Here is a 19958-nt window from a genome sequence, read left to right as displayed (position 1 = left end):
TTTGACCCACTAGAATGCATGCCCTTGATTGGGGTCGGAAATGGCCGGCTAATGTCTGTGCAACGAGGAATATCCATGCAAGTTTCTGTTGAAAATACTACTGCTCTCGAGCGCCGCCTGAGCATCACTGTGCCGGCAGAGCGTATCGAGACTGCGGTCAACAAGCGTCTGCAGCAGACTGCCCAGAAGGCCAAGATCGCTGGTTTCCGTCCAGGCAAAGTGCCAATGAGCGAAATCAAGCGTCGTTTTGGTGCCGATGCGCGCCAGGAAGCTGTAGGTGACGTGATCCAGGCTTCCTTCTACGAAGCCGTTGTCGAGCAAAAGCTGAACCCGGCTGGCTCGCCTTCGATCGAGCCCAAGTCCCTGGAAGCCGGCAAGGACCTGGAATACGTAGCCGTATTCGAAGTGTTCCCGGAATTCGAAGTAGCGGGCTTCGACGGTATCGCTATCGAGCGCCTGAGCGCCGAAGTGGCTGATTCGGACCTGGACAACATGCTGGAAATCCTGCGCAAGCAGAACACCCGTTTCGAAGTGGTCGAGCGTGCCGCCCAGAACGAAGACCAGTTGAACATCGATTTCGTTGGCAAGGTTGACGGCGAAGTATTCGCTGGTGGCTCCGCCAAGGGCACTCAGCTGGTGCTGGGTTCCAACCGCATGATCCCTGGCTTCGAAGACGGCCTGGTTGGCGCCAAAGCCGGCGAAGAACGCGTTCTGAACCTGGAATTCCCTGCTGACTACCAGAACCTGGACCTGGCCGGCAAAGCCGCCGAGTTCACCGTGACCGTCAACAGCGTTTCCGAGCCTAAGCTGCCAGAGCTGAACGAAGAGTTCTTCGCGCAATTCGGCATCAAGGAAACCGGTATCGAAGGCTTCCGCACCGAAGTTCGCAAGAACATGGAGCGTGAGCTGCGTCAAGCGATCAAGTCCAAGGTCAAGAACCAGGTCATGGATGGTCTGCTGGCCGCCAACCCGATCGAAGTGCCTAAGGCCCTGCTGTCCAACGAAGTGGATCGCCTGCGCGTACAAGCGGTTCAGCAGTTTGGTGGCAACATCAAGCCTGACCAACTGCCGGCCGAGCTGTTCGAAGAGCAAGCCAAGCGCCGCGTCGTGCTGGGCCTGATCGTGGCTGAAGTGGTCAAGCAGTTCGACCTCAAGCCAGACGAAGACCGTGTTCGCGAAATGATCCAGGAAATGGCGTCGGCCTACCAGGAACCTGAGCAGGTCGTGTCCTGGTACTACAAGAACGACCAGCAGCTGAACGAAGTACGTTCGGTTGTGCTGGAAGAACAAGTTGTGGATACTGTTCTGCAGAAGGCTAAGGTGACCGATAAAGCGGTCTCTTACGAAGAAGCAGTCAAACCGGCGGAAGCAGCACAAGCCGACTGATTGTCCAACTCGTTGGAAATTCAACCATAAGCCAGCCTCGCGCTGGCTTATGCGTTTTCAAGACATGACTATTTGGGAGTAACTGCAGAGCATGTTCCGTAATTCCTATATTCAGCAGAACTCTGATGTCCAGGCCGCTGGCGGCCTGGTCCCGATGGTTGTCGAGCAGTCCGCTCGTGGTGAACGCGCCTACGACATCTACTCGCGCCTGCTCAAGGAGCGAGTGATCTTTCTGGTTGGCCCGGTAGAGGACTACATGGCCAACCTGATCTGTGCGCAACTGCTGTTCCTTGAAGCGGAAAACCCGGACAAGGACATCCATCTCTACATCAACTCGCCGGGCGGTTCGGTGACTGCGGGCATGTCGATCTACGACACCATGCAGTTCATCAAGCCGAACGTTTCGACTACCTGCATTGGCCAGGCCTGCAGCATGGGTGCATTCCTGCTGACCGCCGGCGCCGAGGGCAAGCGTTACTGCCTGCCGAACTCACGCGTGATGATTCACCAGCCACTGGGCGGTTTCCAGGGCCAGGCATCGGACATCGAAATCCATGCCAAGGAGATCCTCTTCATTCGTGAGCGCCTCAACACGCTGATGGCCAAGCACAGCGGGCACACACTTGAAGAAATCGAGCGTGATACCAACCGTGACAACTTCATGAGCGCTGAAGCCGCCCGTGAGTACGGGTTGATCGACGCAGTGATCGAAAAGCGCCCCGCTTAATATAAGCCGCTCAAAATAGGGCTGGTCGGCATGTCCGACCACTGGCGGGCTTGAAAAAGCCCGCATAAGCCTTCATCTTGTGTTGCAAGCCTATCGGATTTGGATCGAACGAATGACTGACACCCGCAACGGCGAGGACAACGGCAAGCTGCTCTATTGCTCCTTCTGTGGCAAAAGCCAGCATGAAGTACGCAAATTGATTGCCGGCCCCTCGGTGTTTATCTGCGACGAATGCGTCGACCTGTGCAATGACATCATCCGCGAGGAGGTGCAGGAAGCCCAGGCCGAGAGCAGTGCGCACAAACTCCCATCGCCTAAAGAAATCAGCGGCATCCTTGACCAGTACGTGATTGGTCAGGAGCGTGCAAAGAAGGTTCTGGCCGTAGCGGTGTACAACCACTACAAGCGCTTGAACCAGCGTGACAAGAAAGGCGACGAAGTCGAACTCGGCAAGAGTAACATCCTGCTGATCGGCCCTACAGGCTCGGGTAAAACCCTGCTTGCGGAAACCCTCGCTCGCCTGCTGAACGTTCCGTTCACCATCGCCGACGCCACCACCCTCACCGAGGCTGGCTACGTGGGTGAAGATGTCGAGAACATCATTCAGAAACTGCTGCAGAAGTGCGACTACGACGTAGAGAAGGCCCAGATGGGTATTGTCTACATCGACGAAATCGACAAGATCTCGCGCAAGTCGGACAACCCGTCCATCACTCGGGATGTTTCCGGTGAAGGCGTGCAGCAAGCACTGTTGAAGCTGATCGAAGGCACGGTCGCTTCGGTACCGCCCCAGGGCGGCCGTAAGCACCCGCAGCAGGAATTCCTGCAGGTCGATACGCGTAACATCCTGTTTATCTGTGGCGGTGCGTTCTCCGGGCTGGAAAAGGTTATTCAGCAGCGTTCCACCCGTGGCGGCATCGGTTTCAGCGCGGAAGTGCGTAGCAAGGAAGAAGGCAAGAAGGTAGGCGAGTCCCTGCGTGAAGTCGAACCTGACGATCTGGTCAAGTTCGGCCTGATCCCGGAATTCGTCGGTCGCCTGCCGGTCCTGGCGACGTTGGACGAGCTGGATGAGGCGGCTTTGATTCAGATCCTCACCGAGCCGAAAAACGCCCTGACCAAGCAATACGCCAAGCTGTTCGAGATGGAAGGTGTGGACCTCGAGTTCCGTACCGACGCGCTCAAATCAGTGGCCAAGCGGGCATTGGAGCGCAAGACCGGTGCACGTGGTCTGCGTTCGATCCTCGAAGGCGTGTTGCTCGACACCATGTACGAAATCCCCTCGCAGTCCGAGGTGAGTAAGGTGGTGATCGACGAAAGCGTTATCGAAGGCAAGTCCAAGCCACTGTATATCTACGAAAACAGTGAGCCGGCTGCCAAGGCTGCACCTGACGCATAAGCGTCTTTGCAGTGGCGGTACAAGCAAGGGGCCTTTCGGGGCCCCTTGTTTTTTTCGGGGGTTTTTGCGGGACGGCGGATTAAATCGCGTTTATTCATGCGTTTAAGTGCTGGCATTGAGCTTGTTTTTTTTGCAGGCAACCCCCATCTTGGTTTCAAGCTTATTTTTCAACTGTCATAGAGGCGAAATCATGAAGACAACCAGCGAATTGCCTCTCCTGCCGTTGCGTGATGTCGTCGTCTATCCGCACATGGTTATCCCGCTGTTCGTGGGGCGCGAGAAGTCTATCGAAGCCCTCGAGGCCGCGATGACGGGCGACAAGCAGATCCTGCTGTTGGCCCAAAAGAATCCTGCTGATGATGATCCAGGCGAAGACGCCCTGTATCGGGTCGGCACCGTTGCGACTGTCCTGCAATTGCTCAAGCTGCCTGACGGTACCGTCAAGGTACTCGTAGAAGGCGAGCAGCGCGGCGCGGTAGAGCGTTTCATGGAGGTGGATGGTCACCTGCGCGCCGAAGTGGCGCTGATCGACGAAGTCGAAGCCCCTGAACGTGAATCCGAAGTGTTTGTGCGCAGTCTGCTTTCGCAGTTCGAGCAGTATGTGCAATTGGGCAAGAAAGTCCCGGCTGAAGTCCTCTCGTCGCTCAACAGCATCGATGAGCCAAGTCGCCTGGTCGACACCATGGCTGCGCACATGGCGCTGAAGATCGAGCAGAAGCAGGACATTCTCGAAATCATCGATCTGTCAGCCCGTGTCGAGCATGTGCTGGCGCTGCTGGATGGCGAAATCGACCTGCTGCAGGTTGAGAAGCGCATCCGCGGCCGCGTGAAGAAACAAATGGAGCGCAGCCAGCGCGAGTACTACCTGAATGAGCAGATGAAGGCCATTCAGAAAGAACTCGGCGACGGCGAGGAAGGCCATAACGAAATCGAAGAGCTGAAAAAGCGTATCGATGCCGCCGGCTTGCCGAAAGATGCGCTGACCAAGGCCACGGCCGAGCTGAACAAGCTCAAGCAAATGTCGCCGATGTCGGCCGAAGCCACTGTGGTTCGTTCCTACATCGATTGGCTGGTGCAGGTGCCGTGGAAGGCTCAGACCAAGGTACGCCTGGACCTGGCCCGCGCTGAAGAAATCCTCGATGCCGACCACTACGGCCTTGAAGAGGTCAAGGAGCGTATCCTTGAATACCTCGCGGTGCAAAAGCGCGTGAAGAAAATTCGCGGCCCGGTGTTGTGCCTGGTCGGTCCGCCTGGGGTGGGTAAAACCTCGTTGGCCGAGTCGATTGCCAGTGCGACCAACCGCAAGTTCGTGCGCATGGCCCTCGGCGGCGTGCGTGATGAAGCGGAAATTCGTGGCCATCGCCGCACTTACATCGGTTCGATGCCAGGAAGATTGATTCAAAAGATGACAAAAGTGGGCGTGCGCAACCCGCTGTTCCTGCTCGATGAAATCGACAAGATGGGCAGCGACATGCGTGGCGATCCGGCGTCGGCGTTGCTTGAGGTGCTCGATCCCGAGCAGAACCACAACTTCAACGACCATTACCTGGAAGTCGACTACGACCTGTCTGACGTAATGTTCCTGTGCACCTCCAACTCCATGAACATTCCGCCAGCATTGCTGGACCGGATGGAGGTGATTCGTCTGCCGGGTTACACCGAAGACGAGAAGATCAACATTGCCGTCAAATACCTCGCGCCCAAGCAGACTGCGGCCAACGGCCTGAAGAAAGGCGAGATCGAGTTTGACGTCGAAGCGATCCGTGACATCGTGCGCTATTACACCCGCGAGGCCGGTGTGCGGGGCCTTGAGCGTCAGATCGCGAAGATCTGCCGCAAGGCGGTCAAGGAGCATTCCTTGGAAAAACGCTTCTCGGTGAAGGTGACGGCCGATGCGCTGGAGCATTTCCTGGGTGTGCGTAAATTCCGCTACGGCCTGGCCGAGCAGCAGGACCAGGTAGGGCAGGTGACTGGCCTGGCGTGGACCCAGGTGGGCGGCGAGTTGCTGACCATTGAAGCTGCCGTGATCCCGGGCAAGGGCCAGTTGATCAAGACCGGTTCTCTCGGCGATGTGATGGTCGAGTCGATCACCGCCGCGCAGACCGTGGTGCGCAGTCGCGCCAGAAGCCTGGGTATTCCCCTGGACTTCCACGAGAAGCACGACACCCATATTCACATGCCGGAAGGCGCTACGCCGAAGGACGGCCCGAGCGCCGGCGTAGGCATGTGCACGGCGCTGGTGTCGGCATTGACCGGTATTCCAGTGCGCGCCGATGTGGCGATGACCGGGGAAATTACCCTGCGCGGCCAGGTATTGGCCATCGGTGGGCTGAAAGAGAAATTACTCGCTGCACACCGGGGTGGAATCAAAACCGTGATCATTCCTGAAGAGAATGTTCGCGACTTGAAGGAAATTCCTGACAATATCAAGCAGGATCTTCAGATTAAACCGGTTAAATGGATTGACGAAGTCCTGCAAATTGCGCTGCAATACGCGCCGGAGCCCTTGCCGGATGTGGCTCCGGAGATTGTCGCGAAGGACGAAAAACGCGAGTCGGATTCCAAGGAAAGAATTAGCACGCATTAAGGTGTTGAAGCCTGGGGGGCTTCCTTGACAGCTTTTTAGAGCCCTTGTTATAAAGCGGCTCTTAAGTGTCTGTAGGCCATTCAGCACTGGTTTTTGCTTTTTACCAAAAAACTTAGAATCATACTCATAGATATATAAGGGGACTTAGAGTGAACAAGTCGGAACTGATTGATGCTATCGCTGCATCCGCTGATATCCCGAAAGCTGCTGCCGGCCGTGCGCTGGACGCAGTAATCGAATCCGTCACTGGCGCTCTGAAGGCCGGCGACTCCGTGGTACTGGTAGGCTTCGGTACTTTCTCTGTGACTGACCGCCCAGCTCGCACTGGCCGTAACCCACAGACCGGCAAAGCACTGCAAATCGCTGCTGCCAAGAAACCAGGTTTCAAAGCCGGTAAAGCCCTGAAAGAAGCCGTTAACTAAGCTTCGATCAAGCCTTTGCTTACCCGGGTCAGACGTAGGTCTGGCCTGGCAGCGGAGCGGTAGCTGACCCACGTATCCATTGGGTCGCCACGCCGGGGGTCAGAGTTCAAACCCCCGTCCGCTCCGCCAGTTACGAGAAGGCGCATCCTCGGATGCGCCTTTCTTCTATCCGGATTCTACCCACGCTCCACGGTTGCCTATTTTTGATGTTCAACCGTTTCTGGGGGACGCATGCTGCAAAATATCAGGGACAATTCACAAGGCTGGATTGCCAAGACCATTATCGGGATCATCGTCGCATTGATGGCGTTCACCGGTATCGAGGCTATTTTCCAGGCTTCGGGTAATAACAAGCAGGACGTGGCCAAGGTCAACGGTGAGGAAATCACCCAGACCGAATTGAGCCAGGCCGTCGATATGCAAAGGCGCCAGCTGATGCAACAACTGGGCAAGGATTTCGATGCTTCCCTGTTGGACGAAAAACTGCTGCGCGACGCGGCCCTCAAGGGCCTGATCGACCGCAAGCTGCTGCTGCAAGGTGCTGCTGATGCCAAGTTCGGCTTCTCGGAAGCGGCCTTGGACCAGGTGATCCTGCAGACGCCGGAGTTCCAGGTAGACGGCAAGTTCAACGCCGAACGCTTTGACCAGGTGGTCCGTCAACTGGGCTATACCCGCCTGCAATTCCGTCAGATGCTGACTCAGGAAATGCTGATCGGCCAAGTTCGCGCAGGCATCGCCGGCAGTGGTTTCGTGACCGATGCCGAGGTGCTGGCATTTGCCCGCCTGGAAAAACAGACGCGCGATTTTGCCACCGTCAACGTTAAAGCCGACCCGGCAGCGGTGAAACTCACCGATGACGAAGTCAAGGCGTACTACGACCAGCATGCCAAGGAGTTCATGACCCCGGACCAGGTGGTCATCGACTACCTGGAGCTGAAGAAGTCGTCGTTCTTCGACCAGGTCACCGTCAAGGACGATGAACTGCAGGCTGCCTACGAGAAAGAAACCGCCAACCTCGCTGAACAGCGTCGTGCCGCGCACATTCTGATCGAAGTCAACGACAAGGTCACCGAGGCGCAAGCCAAGGCCAAGATCGAAGACATCCAGGCGCGCCTGGCCAAGGGCGAGCAGTTTGACGCCCTGGCCAAGGAGTTCTCCCAGGATCCGGGTTCGGCCAGCAATGGCGGCGATCTCGGGTTTGCCGGTCCTGGCGTCTACGATCCAGACTTCGAGACGGCGCTGTACGGCCTGAAGCAGGACCAGGTGTCGGTGCCGGTGCGTACGTCCTTCGGTTGGCACTTGATCAAGCTGCTGGGCGTTGAAGCACCCGAGGTGCCATCGTTCGCCAGCCTGAAAGACAAGCTGACCCGCGAGCTCAAGACCCAGCAGGTTGAACAGCGGTTTGTCGAAGCGACCAAGCAATTGGAAGATGCGGCATTCGAAGCGTCCGACCTGGCCCAGCCGGCGTCCGATCTTAAGCTTGCCGTACACACTTCCGCGCCGTTCGGCCGTGAAGGTGGCGAAGGCGTCGCGGCCAACCGTGCCGTGGTCACCGCAGCGTTCAGCCCGGAAGTGCTGGATGAGGGTGCCAACAGCAGCGCCATTGAGCTCGACCCGGAAACCATCATCGTGCTGCGCGCCAAAGAGCACCTCAAGCCTGCCCAGTTGCCGCTGGAAAAGGTTGCCACGGCGATTCGCGCACAGATGACCAAAGAGCGTGCGAGCGCTGCTGCCAAAACCCATGCCGACGAGCTGATCGCCGGCCTGCGCGATGGCAAGATCGCCCTGAGCCAGCCGATTGACGGCCAGGCCTGGAAGGTGACTGAAGCCGCTACCCGTGGCCAGGAAGCTGTCGACCCTGCCGTGCTGCAAGCGCTGTTCCGCATGCCCAAGCCTGCGGGCAAGGACAAGCCGAGCTTCACCACCGTCAGCCTGCGCGATGGCAGCCAGGTGATCGTGCGTTTGAACGGTGTCAACGAAGCGGCTGCGCCTACGGACGAAGAAAAGGCGCAATACCGCCGCGCCCTCGCTTCGCGTATTGGCCAGCAGGATTTTGCGGCCTACCGCAAGCAGCTGGAAACCCAGGCAGACATCAAGAAGTTCTGATGCCGGCTTGAATGAAAAGACCCCGTCCTGAAAAGGCCGGGGTCTTTTTTTGCGCCGTTTAAAGCTCAGGTTGACCCGTGATACCTGCCATCCGGGGCGACGATTGCCAACGTAGCCATCCATCACAGCATCGACGCTAACGTTGTCAGCTTACGAGCGCACCGCCGAGGTATTGTTCGTCGGTCACCGGCTCCATCCAGTCAGTATTCTTGCCATCGATCGTTTCGGTGACCGCGAAATGGGACATCGCAGTCGTCGCAGCAGCGCCGTGCCAATGCCGTTTCCCGCAAGCACAGGAGACTACGTCACCCGCGCGAATCTCGGTTCGCTGGCCACCTTCGCATTGAACCCAGCCGACACCCGTCAATACCACTAGCGTTTGACCCGCCGGGTGAGAATGCCAAAAGGTGCGCGCGGATGGCTCAAACGTGACGATGGCGCCCGTTGCTCGACCAGGTGCTGTTGCCTGGAACATAGTGTCGATACGAACCGAGCCAGTGAACCAAGTGTCAGGGCCCTTTGCAGATGGCTTGGTTCCGTTGCGGATGATGGTCAGGTCTGAATCACTCATGGAATTCTCTCTGAGTCGCGGGTGGCTTGAGCACGTAATGCGCCACCGATAGTGGGCGGCAGCTGCCACGTCAGTGGGCACCTGCGTTGCCGAAAATATTCACAGGCCCTGCTTATTTACCGGTCTCCTCGAACACCTTACGAGCGGTATTCAGTGCGGTCGCCGCGACGGGCCAGCCGCCATAGAACGCCAGATGGGTGATCGTTTCGATGATTTCTTCACGGGTCACGCCATTCTCAATGGCAAGCTTAAGGTGGTACGGCAACTCGTTTTGACGGTAAAGCACAATCAGGGTGGTGATGGTTACAAGGCTGCGGTCACGAGGTGAGAGACCGGGCCGTTTCCACACATCATCAAACAGCAGGTTATCGGTGTATTCGGCAAGCGCCGGAGCTACATCGCCAAAAGCCTTGTGGGCTGTGCCTTTTTCGTATGCCATCAGAATTTCCTTCCTTTCACTCGGCAGCGAGGCTGCGCTAGATCAGAAACTAAATTAACAGCCACGATTGGTTCTGATAACGTGCTTAAAATTGATTAGATATATAAGGGAAGCTTATTAATGCACAAGCAGACCGCTTCCGACCTCGTCACGTTTTTAGTGGTTGCACGAGAACAAAGCTTTACCAAAGCAGCGAAGCAACTGGGTGTCTCCCAGTCCGCGCTGAGCCAAACGATGCGGGCATTAGAGACGCGCTTGGGCGTAAGGCTCCTCACTCGAACGACCAGGCGCGTGTCACCCACTCAGGCCGGCGAGCGCCTGCTGCAATCGGTCGGTCAGCGGTTCGCGGAGGTCGATGCGGAGTTAGAAGCGGTTACTGCATTGGGCGAAAATCCCAGAGGTACTCTGCGCCTCGCGGCTACCGAAAACGCCGCGGCCACCGTGCTCTGGCCCAAGCTGGAGAAGTTCCTTCCTCTGTACCCAGAAATCAAAATTGAAATTGTCGTAGATGTAGGGCTGACAGATATCGTGGGCGGGCGTTTCGATGCTGGCATTCGACCTGGCGAAACGGTCGCGCAAGGCATGATAGCCACCCGGATAGGGCCAGACATGCGCATGGCGGTAGTCGGTACGCCCGTGTACTTCGAGAAGTACGGACAGCCGCAGGCGCCCTCCGACTTGACGTTTCACAACTGCATCAACCTGCGACTTCCTACACATGGTGGACTGTACGCTTGGGAATTCGAGAAGAACGGTCGAGCTGTAAACGTCCATGTAGACGGTCAGCTTGTTGTTGGATCTGCGTCCCTCATTTTGATGGGGGCTCGATCAGGTCAAGGGCTCGCGTACCTACCTGAAGAGCAGGTGAGATCGGACATCGAACACGGCAGCTTAATTCGTGTTCTAGAGGACTGGTGCCCGCCGTTTTCCGGATATCACCTGTACTACCCAAGTCGACGCCAACCCACACAAGCGTTCAGCCTCCTCGTGGATGCGTTGCGCTATCGCGATTGACGTCGTTTGGAGCGCCGGTCGGCCGCTTTTTACGCCGCACGCTTATGGCGGTGGCGCTTAGCTCTCAGATTTCTTGCTTGAGAACTTGAGCTTGCCCCAGCTCAGGCCGACGACTGCCGCCAGGGTCGAGGCCGTCAATACGCTCAGCTTGGCCGCCGCCAGCAAAGCCGGGTCGGAGAAGGCCAGGGAGGAGATGAAGATCGACATGGTGAAACCAATCCCCGCCAGCAGACCCACCAGGCCAACACCTGTCCAGGTAACGCCGTCCGGCAGCTTGCAGAGGTTGAGCTTGACCAGCGTGAAGCTCGCCAGCATCACGCCAATGGGTTTGCCCAGCACCAGGGCGAAGATGACGCCCATGAACACACCGTGGGGCAGGGGATCGTCCAGGTTGAAGCCGCTCAGGCTGACACCCGCGTTGGCCAGGGCAAACAACGGCATCACGCCGAACGCCACCCACGGGTGCAGCGCCGATTGGACCCGCTGCACTGGCGGTAATATTTCCCGCTGTGCTTCGCGCAATTGCTTCAACGGCTGGGTAACGTGCCCTGGGCCTTCAGGCGACTGGGAAAAGCGCTCCATCAATTCGTTGAACGTGCGGCCGATGGTGTCCAGCGGGCGCTCGGTGGTGGGCTTGGAGTTAACCGGGGTCATCAGCCCTAGGATCACGCCGGCGAGCGTCGGGTGAACGCCGGTCTTGAGCAGGCCGAACCACACAATCGCCCCTGGCAACAGGTAGATCGCGGCCTTGCTGATGCCCATGCGCTGGAAAACCAGCACCAGCGCTAGCCCGGCGACGGCAATCACCAGCCCCATGTAATCGAGGCTGGCGGTGAAGAAAACGGCAATGATCAGGATCGCCACGATGTCATCGATAATCGCCAGGGCCAGCAGTAAAATACGCACGCCGCCGGGAATCGACTTGCCCAACAGTGCCAGCACGCCGACGGCAAAGGCGATGTCCGTTGCCGTGGGTACGGCCCAGCCACTGGCGGCGGCGGTGCCGTGGTTGAGCAGGGTGTAGATGAGCGCCGGCATCAGTACGCCGCCCAGCGCAGCGCCCAATGGCAGCGTGGCCAGCTTGAGGTTGGCGAGCGCGCCGTCCTTGATTTCCTGACGAATCTCGGCGCCCACCACCAGGAAGAAGATGGTCATCAGGCCATCGTTGACCAGGAAATGCAGGGAGCGCGACACGCTGTAGTCGCCCAACCCAAGGGTGACCGGCGTGTTCCAGAAGTGCTCATAGGTGTCGGCCGCCGGGCTGTTGGCCCAGATCAATGCGACGATGGCAGCCAGCAGCAGGACGATGCCGCTGACGGCTTCAATTCGTGAAAAGCGCTCGAGGGCCGACAGTGCGCCCTCGGTCAAACGCTGAGGACGAGGGATGGCAGGGTGTTTATCAGGCACGACAGATCTCCATTGGCGGCCCGACCAACGCTTATCCTTTAACCTGCGCTGTGCCATATGCAGCAGCGCACCCAGGGCGATAATAGGAAGTTGGGGAATAAGTTGTAAACAAACTTGTCATAGTCAGCGGCACCGGTCCCAAAAGCCTGTGACGTTTTACCGACAGGAATGCGCGCGCCAACGCCTCGTTCTGTTGCACAATACCGCCCGGACTGTTTTTCTCAGGATTTTCGATGTCGACATCATTTCACTTGCGAAACCTAGGGTTGGCGCTGGTGCTGGCGGGCGCGGCGGGTTGCTCGTCGCCCAAGACCGCTATTTACGAACATGAGAATTTCGACGATTCCGGTACGTTTTCCCGCGATTACCCGGTAAGCGATGTGGCGGCCTGTGAAGCCGCGCGTCGTGCCTTGCTGAGCCAGGGCTATATCATCACCAGCAGCGACCCGAAGTTGGTGGCCGGTAACAAGAGTTTCCAGCAGACCGGCGAAAGCCACCTGCAGATCAGTTTCAACGTGGTGTGTGCCGCGGATGGCAAAGGCAGCAATCATTCGACGATGTTTGCCAACGCCCTGCAGGACCGCTATGCGCTGAAGAAGGTCAACAACTCCGCGAGTCTCGGGGTAGGGGTACTGGGTTCGGTGTCGATGCCGATCGGCTCTACCGATGACTCGATGGTCAAGGTGGCGAGCGAGACCGTTTCGGCGCCCAAGTTCTATGAGCGTTACTTTGCGTTGGTGGATGTGTTCCTGCCCCAGGAAGTGAAGCAGGCTGCGCACATCCCCGAAAAGCCCAAGGATGAGCTTGGCATGCCTGAACCCAAGGCCGCACCGGCCGCCGAGAAGGTCGAGGCGCCCCAGGACACACCGGCAACGCCTGCCGCTGCGCAACCGCTTGCACCGCCCGCCGAAGCCGCACCGATCGCGCCGAGCGTCGCGCCGGAGCCCGTACCGGACACCGCACCGGCCCCGACAGCAGAACCCGCGCCGGCGCCGACCAACCCGAACCTGCCAGCGCCGACAGAGGCGATTCCACCCCTGCCAACGCCTGCGCAGTAACTCACACCGCTACGGGGTCTGCCTTGTCGGCGTTGATCCCGTAGCGGTTGATGGCCTCCACGACTTTGTCACGGCCTATTACGCCGTCATCTGCCAGTGCCTTCAGGGCCGCCAGCACGATGAAGTGTCGATCCACTTCAAAAAATTCGCGCAGCGCTTCCCGCGTATCCGACTGCCCGAAACCATCGGTTCCCAACGCCACGAAGCGGCGGTTGTGTACGAAAGGGCGAATCTGGTCTGCAAATAATTTCATGTAGTCCGTTGCCACCACCACCGGCCCGGTTTGACCGGCGAGGCACTGTTCCACGTAGCTCAGGCGTGGCTCAGCCTCCGGATGCAGCAGGTTCCAGCGCTCTGTTGCGTGCCCGTCACGGCGCAGCTCAGTCAGGCTGGTGGCGCTCCATACATCACTGTGCACGGCAAAATCCTGCTCAAGCAGGGCCGCTGCGGCGATCACTTCGCGCAAAATCGAACCGCTGCCCATCAATTGCACCTGTGCATCGGGGTGTGTGCTCAACGTGTACATACCCTTGAGGATGCCATCCTCCACACCTTCGGGGATCGCCGGGTGCGGGTAGTTTTCGTTGAGCAGGGTGATGTAGTAGTAAATGTCTTCTTGCTCGACATACATACGGCGCATGCCCTCGCGAATGATCACCGCCAGCTCGTAGGCAAAGGTCGGATCATAGGCCACGCAGCACGGAATCACTGACGCCAGGATATGGCTGTGCCCGTCGTCATGTTGCAAGCCTTCGCCCATCAGGGTAGTGCGCCCGGCCGTGGCCCCCAGCAGAAAACCGCGGGCCCGCGCATCACCGGCCGCCCAGGCCAGGTCGCCGACGCGCTGGAAGCCGAACATCGAATAGAAGATATAGAAAGGCACGGTCATCAGGCCGTGGTTGCTGTAGGACGTACTCGCCGCGATCCACGAGGAAATAGCACCCGATTCATTCAGGCCTTCCTGCATGATCTGTCCGTCCTTGCTCTCTTTGTAGTAGCTCAGTTGCCCAGCGTCCTGCGGGGTGTACAGCTGACCGACGGCGGAGTGGATGCCGATCTGCCGGAACAGGCTTTCCATGCCGAAGGTGCGCGACTCATCCGGCACGATGGGGACAATCAGCTTGCTCAAATGTGGGTCCTTGAGCAGCGTGCCGAGGATGCGCACGAAGGCCATGGTGGTGGAAATCGCGCGCTCGCCGGTGTCCTTGAGTTGAGTGGCGAAGGCGGACAGCGGCGGGATCGTCAACGGCGCGACGCTGCTGTGCCGAGCGGGCACATAGCCGCCCAGGGCCTGGCGTCGGGCGGCAAAGTAGCGGGCTTCGGCACTGTCGGCGGCGGGTTTGAGGTAGGGGATTTCGTCGAGCTGGTCATCGGCCACTTCCAGCCCGAAGCGGTCACGGAAGGCTTTCACCGCGTCGGCCCCCATTTTCTTCAATTGATGGTTGATGTTCTGGCCTTCGCCCGCTTCGCCCATGCCGAAGCCTTTTACGGTCTTGGCCAGGATCACCGTGGGCTGGCCCTTGTGCCGCACGGCGGCGGCGTAGGCGTTGTAGACCTTGTCCGGGTCATGCCCGCCCCGTGAGAGTTTCCAGATATCGTCGTCGGACATATCTGCAACCAGTGCCAGCAACTCCGGATATTTACCAAAGAAGTGTTCGCGTACGTAGGCGCCATTCTGGGATTTGTAATTCTGATAGTCACCGTCCACGCATTCCATCATGCGTTGGCGCAGCAGGCCGCTGTGGTCCTTTTCCAGCAGCGCATCCCAGCCACCGCCCCAGATTACCTTGATCACATTCCAGCCAGCAGCGCGGTACAGGCTCTCGAACTCCTGGATCACCTTGGCATTACCGCGCACCGGGCCGTCCAGGCGCTGCAGGTTGCAGTTGACCACAAAGATCAGATTGTCGAGTTTTTCACGGCCCGCGACGGAAATGGCGGCCAGGGATTCCGGCTGGTCCATTTCGCCATCGCCCAGGAACGCCCAGACCTTGCGCCCCTGGTGTGGCTTGAGATCGCGAAACTCCAGGTAACGCATAAAGCGCGCCTGGTACGCGGCAGTGATCGGCCCGAGCCCCATGGACACCGTAGGGAATTGCCAGAAGTCCGGCATCAGCCGTGGATGAGGGTATGACGACAGGCCTTCGCCGCCGGCCTCGCGGCGAAAGTTATCCAGTTGGGCTTCGTTGATACGGCCTTCCAGATATGCGCGGCCATAGATGCCGGGGGAGGAATGGCCCTGGATGTACACCAGGTCGCCGTCGAACGTGTCAGTTCGGCCTCGGAAGAAATGGTCGAAGCCTACGTCGTACAGCACTGCGGCTGACGCATAGGTGGCGATATGCCCGCCCACGCCGGAGTGTTTGCCTGCACGCAATACCATCGCCATGGCATTCCAGCGGATAAATGCGTTGGTGCGGCGTTCGATGTCCAGATTGCCGGGGTAGGGCACCTGGCGATCGACGGCAATGGTATTCACGTAAGGGGTGGTCACCCGTCCGTAAAAGTCGCCGTGGCGCGCGACGTCGAAATCCAGCAACTGATCGATCAGGTAGTGGGCGCGGGGGCGGCCTTCGGCCGACAGCACCGATTCGATGGAGTCCAGCCACTCGCGGGTTTCCTGCGGATCGTTGTCCAGGGACGCGGCGTTATTCGGGTTCATATGAGGCTCCAGGGTAAGCGGATTCCAGGCGGCGAACGCCTTGTGGGCGTGGCGCAGTTATAGTTGCAATTGCAACGACATGCCCGAATTTAGCCCGGGATGAGCTACTATTGCAACCTTCTTGAAATTCCCCGGATGGTGGTGCATGTCGTCGAAAGAGCCTGATGTATGGTTCCGTTTTGTCAGGGCCCACAGGACGGTCATCCGTGAAATCGAGCGCCGGTTGGCCGAGGCGCAACTGCCGCCGTATGCCTGGTACGACGCGTTGTGGGGACTGGAAAGCGGTCCTGAGGGCACTCGCCGTATGCATGAACTGGCCGATGTACTGGCCATCGAGCGTTACAACCTCACGCGTCTGGTCGACCGCCTGGAAAAAGACGGCCTGGTGGTGCGCTCGCGTTCCGACGGTGATGGTCGGGCGGCGTTTGCCTCAATCACCGAGGCAGGCCGGACCCTGCGCAAAAAAATGTGGAAGATCTACGAAAGCACTGTGGACGAGCTGTTCCTGTCGCAGATCGAGCCTGAGCATCGCCGGGCCTTTGCCGATGCGCTGGAGCGTACGGCGGGGCTGGCCATGGAGGCGGGTGTACAAACCCGCAGTCGACGCAAAACCTGAGGTGCCGCGTTTCCGCTCATATCAGGCCATAGCGTTGCAGGGCGTCTTTCACTTTTTGTGTGTCCAGATACCCCTCATCGGCCAACGCTTTGAGCGCCAACACCGTAATCCAATACTGGTTCGGTGCGGCTGCCTGCACCGAGCCTGCGCCCAGTGCCACGAAGCGCGTATCCACATGCGCCGCCAACTGATCGACAACCGCCTGCGGGTAGCCGGTGACGGCAACTACCGGGGCGCGGCTCCCCGCCAGGCAGTCGCGCAGATGGCAGCTACGCCTGGGCGCATGCGGATGCAGGCGGTTCCAGCGCTCAGCGGCCGCCGCTTCGCGGGCCAACCGGGTGTAACTGGGGCAACTCCAGACGTGCGCCGCGATGCCCCATTCATCTTCCAGCAACTGCGCCGCGTGTATCACCTCCTCCAGTGCCCGGCCGGCACCGAGCAGGCGCACTGTCGCCCCTGCGCCCGGTCGCCGCACGGAGTACATGCCCTTGACCGTGCCTTCACGGTCCAGCGTCTGCGGTGCGATGGCGCTTTCTTGGTCATGTAACGCCAGGTAATAAAAACCCGGCGTGCCATCGATATATAACGTGCGCAACCCCGCCAGCACGATCGCCTGTGCTTCTTCGCCCGAGGCGGGGTCGTAGGGCGTGCAGCGTGGATTGGCCGACAGCCACAATGGCAACGACGGCTGCGCGCCCTTCGGCCAGGGCGATGGCTGGGTTTCGCTGGCGTTGCACAAGATGCCGCGCTGGGCGGTCTGGTCTGACAATGCGCACAGCTGCGCGGACGACGTCACGCTGTGGAGGTAGAGCAGCGGTTTTTCGCCGGTGTTGCGCGCAAACCAGGTGGGCCAGCTGCCCACGCGCCGACTGCGTGACTGCCCGCGAATCACCCAGGCTTGGCGGCTCGATTCCAAGGTGTTGGCCATGGTCATGATGGTGTACAGCGGCGAGTTGCGCGTGGATGCGCAGGGGGTGAGTGCGTCGATGCACAATTGCGCAGCGTTCGCGGTAGAGGCGGGCATGGGCGTGGCTCCTGACAACAGAGGGCCTACCCTAATGGAATTCGACTTGTAATTGCAATTGCAATCATTGCAATTGCGCGTCAGCGCTAATCCGCTAAATCTGTCCGCCGCCGACACGTTTAATCTTCGAGTGCAGGAACGTCATGGCACAGACATTTTTTCGTCATGACGGCACTTTAGGCTGATCGTGCAGGTCATTAATCGTGCGGCCGCTTTTAACTCAACAAGGAGTCCCCATGGACGATTACCAGGAAGAACTATTGGAGTACCAGGCATTCGAATTCGACCCGCTGGACCCGGTCGACGATGCCACCGAGCTGTAAGCCCGACTTCAGGCGGAATGCCGCTGACTGCGGCGAAATTCCCCTGGGGTCTGGTTGTTCCAGCGCCTGAAGGCGCGTTGGAAGGCTTGGGCTGAAGCGAAACCGAGCAAGTAGGCGATCTCGCCGAAAGCCAGTTCCGTGTCGCGAATGTAGGTCATGGCCAAGTCGCGGCGGGTGTCGTTGAGAATCGCACGGAACTGGGTGCCCTCGTCGGCCAGTTTGCGGCGCAGTGTCCAGGTGGGCAGCTTCAAACGTGCCGCCACTTCCTCCAGGTCGGGTTCCCGGCCGCCATTGAGCATCGGCCCGAGCAACCGGGTAATGCGCTCGCGCAGGCTGCGGGTGCGGGTCAGCTGCTCCAGTTCCCGTTCACACAGTTGCAGCAACAGCTGCCAGGTACTCGGGCAGTGGTGCGGGTTGCGCAGGGCGAGGGTGGGTTGGCTGAGGCGCAGTTGATTGTTCTCGGCACCGAACTGCACCGGTGCGGCCCCCAGCACGTCATACCGCTCACTGTACTCGGGAGCCTCGAACTCGATTTCGATGCGCTGGGCCTGCACCCTTTGTTGCGCCAGGCTCGACAATTGATGCAGCCAGCCGGCGATGATCGAGTCCACTACAAAGCGGTTGTAGGCGTTGTAGGGGCTGATCGAATAGAACCGCAGCCAGGCGCCTTCGGCGTCCTCATGAAAACTCGATTGCCCACGGTAGTTGGAGCCATACAAGGGTTCGAAACGCGTCAGTGTACGCGCGGCTTCGCGCACATTCGGCGCCTGGGCCGCGGTGACACCGGCGAGCCCGGCCTGGCTCAGGCGGCTGAGCTGGCCCATGCGCAGGCCCAGCCCCGCATCGCCGGTCAGTTGGATGGCCGCATGGCCCAGGCGCATATAGCGCGGTATCGACAAACGCGCGCCCGCTTCGGCCAGGCGGGCGGGGTCCAGACCGTATTGCAGCAGCAGCGGTTGCGGGTCCAAGCCGTGGCTGTGCACGGCATCGGCCAAGGTATGCACGAAGCCCACCGACAAATCTCCCAGGCGCACCGGCTTCACGCGGCTACAGCCAGATATTCAGCAGGCGCGCGCCACGGGCATCGCCATCGGCGAACAGTTGCCCGTTGCGGCTGAGGAAGCTTTGCCCGGCGCTGCCCAGGTCCCAGAACTGCCCACGCAAAAACACGCTCATGCCCGCCGTGGCTTGGCTGATCGGTGGCTGGCTGATCAACGTCAGGCGGCGCCAGGCTTCGCCCTCGCTGGTTTCTTCGGGCTTGAGGCTGACTTCCGACGGCGTCGACACGCTCTTGAAGCCGCGCCACGGGCGGTCCCAGGTGTCGCGCCCGGTCACGTAGGCCGGCACTGCAATCAATTGGGCGCCTTGATCGTTGAGCTTGCGGTAGTTATCCGGGTACCAGCTGTCGCTGCCGATCAGGATGCCCAGGCGCCCGGCCGGGGTGTCGACCACGCTGACGATGTTTTCATCGCCCGGCTCGATAAAGCCGCGCTCGTCGTAGATCGGATACAGCTGACGTTGCGGCTGGCCCAGGGGCAAACCATCGGCGGCAAACACCAGACTGACGTTGTACAGCGCGCCGTGCCCGACCTGCAGTTGCCCCAGGCTCACACTCGGGTTGGGCAGGGCGATGGAGCCGGCCACCAGGGTCACGCCGAACTCCTTGGCCAAGCCGCCAAACAGCACTTGGTAATCGCGCGCCATGTCCGGCGCTTTCATGCGCAAATACGCATCGTCCATGCGGTTCTCGCCGGTGGCGCTGATCCAGGCGCGCATGAACTGCACCGGGTTGCTGATCGACAGCCAGTTCATTGCGTCCCTGAGGTGGGGCGCCTGGTACAGCTCGTTTTTCTCGCCGCCCAGCATCAGCCAGGTGCCGATGTGCTCGGGCAGCACCACGATGGTCTTGTCGTTGATCAAGCCCAGCTCACGGGCCTTTTGCAGATAGGCCGAGAGCTTCAAGTGCAAGCGTTCCAGGCTCTGGTAGTCGGCAGGGAACAGCTCCGGCTGGATGCCCAGCAGGTTGCCACGCTCGGCCGGCTGGCCTTCGTTGACGGCGAGGGTGATGCGCAGGTCTGACAGGTAATGCCCCACGGGGCGCTCCTGGGTCCAGACCAGATACGCGGCAAGGGCGGCAACCAGGGCCATGGAGACGGTGAACACGAGTAATTTACGCATGGGGCAACAGACAACACACCGGGGGCAGGGTTCGCGACTAGG

16 protein-coding genes are annotated in these 19958 nt (G+C 59.5%); 9 read left to right on the top strand and 7 right to left on the bottom strand.

The genetic code is table 11. From position 1 onward, the window contains the following. Window positions 1-75: 75 nt before the first annotated feature. The 6 genes from tig to C4J89_RS16460 all read left to right on the top strand — a co-directional run bounded on the left by tig (window position 76) and on the right by C4J89_RS16460 (window position 8624). The gene (gene tig / locus C4J89_RS16485; RefSeq protein WP_124363387.1) at window positions 76-1386 is read left to right on the top strand and encodes a trigger factor; all 1311 of its coding nucleotides are present in this window, start codon (window positions 76-78) and stop codon (window positions 1384-1386) included. A 91-nt stretch (window positions 1387-1477) separates the two neighbouring features. Next, entirely contained in the window at window positions 1478-2113 is a 636-nt protein-coding gene (gene clpP, locus C4J89_RS16480; protein ID WP_124363386.1) for an ATP-dependent Clp endopeptidase proteolytic subunit ClpP, read from the top strand. Window positions 2114-2225: 112 nt separating this feature from the next. Next, window positions 2226-3509 (top strand): ATP-dependent Clp protease ATP-binding subunit ClpX, encoded by a 1284-nt coding sequence (clpX, locus tag C4J89_RS16475; protein ID WP_010209414.1) that lies wholly within the window; start codon window positions 2226-2228, stop codon window positions 3507-3509. A gap of 190 nt (window positions 3510-3699) precedes the next feature. Next, entirely contained in the window at window positions 3700-6096 is a 2397-nt protein-coding gene (gene lon / locus C4J89_RS16470) for an endopeptidase La (RefSeq protein WP_124415040.1), read from the top strand. 149 nt (window positions 6097-6245) lie between these two features. Next, entirely contained in the window at window positions 6246-6518 is a 273-nt protein-coding gene (locus C4J89_RS16465; RefSeq protein ID WP_003174819.1) for an HU family DNA-binding protein, read from the top strand. 231 nt (window positions 6519-6749) lie between these two features. Then, window positions 6750-8624, top strand: a complete 1875-nt coding sequence (locus tag C4J89_RS16460) for a SurA N-terminal domain-containing protein (protein ID WP_124415039.1) — start codon at window positions 6750-6752, stop codon at window positions 8622-8624. A 145-nt stretch (window positions 8625-8769) separates the two neighbouring features. Here C4J89_RS16460 and C4J89_RS16455 read toward each other — a convergent pair whose 3' ends face one another. Together C4J89_RS16455 and C4J89_RS16450 are read right to left on the bottom strand one after the other, a co-directional pair. Then, entirely contained in the window at window positions 8770-9195 is a 426-nt protein-coding gene (locus C4J89_RS16455; RefSeq protein WP_124387221.1) for a cupin domain-containing protein, read from the bottom strand. 112 nt (window positions 9196-9307) lie between these two features. Then, the gene (locus tag C4J89_RS16450) at window positions 9308-9634 is read right to left on the bottom strand and encodes a carboxymuconolactone decarboxylase family protein (protein WP_124415038.1); all 327 of its coding nucleotides are present in this window, start codon (window positions 9632-9634) and stop codon (window positions 9308-9310) included. 120 nt (window positions 9635-9754) lie between these two features. Here C4J89_RS16450 and C4J89_RS16445 point away from each other — a divergent pair, with 120 nt between their 5' ends. Beyond that, window positions 9755-10648, top strand: coding sequence for a LysR family transcriptional regulator (locus C4J89_RS16445; RefSeq protein ID WP_124363381.1), 894 nt, complete (start codon window positions 9755-9757; stop codon window positions 10646-10648). Window positions 10649-10705: 57 nt separating this feature from the next. Here the strand turns inward: C4J89_RS16445 and nhaA are convergent, their stop codons facing one another. Beyond that, window positions 10706-12055 carry a Na+/H+ antiporter NhaA gene (gene nhaA / locus C4J89_RS16440; RefSeq protein ID WP_124415037.1) on the bottom strand — a complete coding sequence of 450 codons (1350 nt, stop codon included), beginning with the start codon at window positions 12053-12055 and terminating at the stop codon, window positions 10706-10708. Between the two features lie 233 nt (window positions 12056-12288). Between nhaA and C4J89_RS16435 the strand changes: the two genes are divergently transcribed. After that, on the top strand, window positions 12289-13113 hold the full coding sequence (locus tag C4J89_RS16435; protein WP_124415036.1) for a DUF2242 domain-containing protein: 825 nt from the start codon (window positions 12289-12291) through the stop codon (window positions 13111-13113). 1 nt (window position 13114) lies between these two features. Here C4J89_RS16435 and aceE read toward each other — a convergent pair whose 3' ends face one another. Next, the gene (aceE, locus tag C4J89_RS16430) at window positions 13115-15775 is read right to left on the bottom strand and encodes a pyruvate dehydrogenase (acetyl-transferring), homodimeric type (RefSeq protein WP_124415035.1); all 2661 of its coding nucleotides are present in this window, start codon (window positions 15773-15775) and stop codon (window positions 13115-13117) included. A gap of 145 nt (window positions 15776-15920) precedes the next feature. Between aceE and C4J89_RS16425 the strand changes: the two genes are divergently transcribed. Continuing rightward, window positions 15921-16391: a MarR family winged helix-turn-helix transcriptional regulator gene (locus tag C4J89_RS16425; RefSeq protein WP_124363377.1), complete on the top strand. Its 471-nt coding sequence runs from the start codon at window positions 15921-15923 to the stop codon at window positions 16389-16391. Window positions 16392-16407: 16 nt separating this feature from the next. Here C4J89_RS16425 and C4J89_RS16420 read toward each other — a convergent pair whose 3' ends face one another. From C4J89_RS16420 to C4J89_RS16410, 3 genes are all read right to left on the bottom strand, one after another. Further along, on the bottom strand, window positions 16408-17415 hold the full coding sequence (locus C4J89_RS16420) for a pyruvate dehydrogenase (protein ID WP_124415034.1): 1008 nt from the start codon (window positions 17413-17415) through the stop codon (window positions 16408-16410). A gap of 331 nt (window positions 17416-17746) precedes the next feature. After that, a complete protein-coding gene (locus C4J89_RS16415; RefSeq protein ID WP_124415033.1) occupies window positions 17747-18781 on the bottom strand; it encodes an AraC family transcriptional regulator in 1035 nt (344 codons plus the stop codon). A 4-nt stretch (window positions 18782-18785) separates the two neighbouring features. Beyond that, window positions 18786-19916 (bottom strand): carbon-nitrogen hydrolase family protein, encoded by a 1131-nt coding sequence (locus tag C4J89_RS16410; RefSeq protein ID WP_124415032.1) that lies wholly within the window; start codon window positions 19914-19916, stop codon window positions 18786-18788. Window positions 19917-19958: the final 42 nt, after the last annotated feature.

It is taken from the genome of Pseudomonas sp. R4-35-07 (assembly GCF_003852235.1).
Lineage (GTDB): Bacteria > Pseudomonadota > Gammaproteobacteria > Pseudomonadales > Pseudomonadaceae > Aquipseudomonas.
This window is presented reverse-complemented; position numbering and strand designations above follow the sequence as displayed.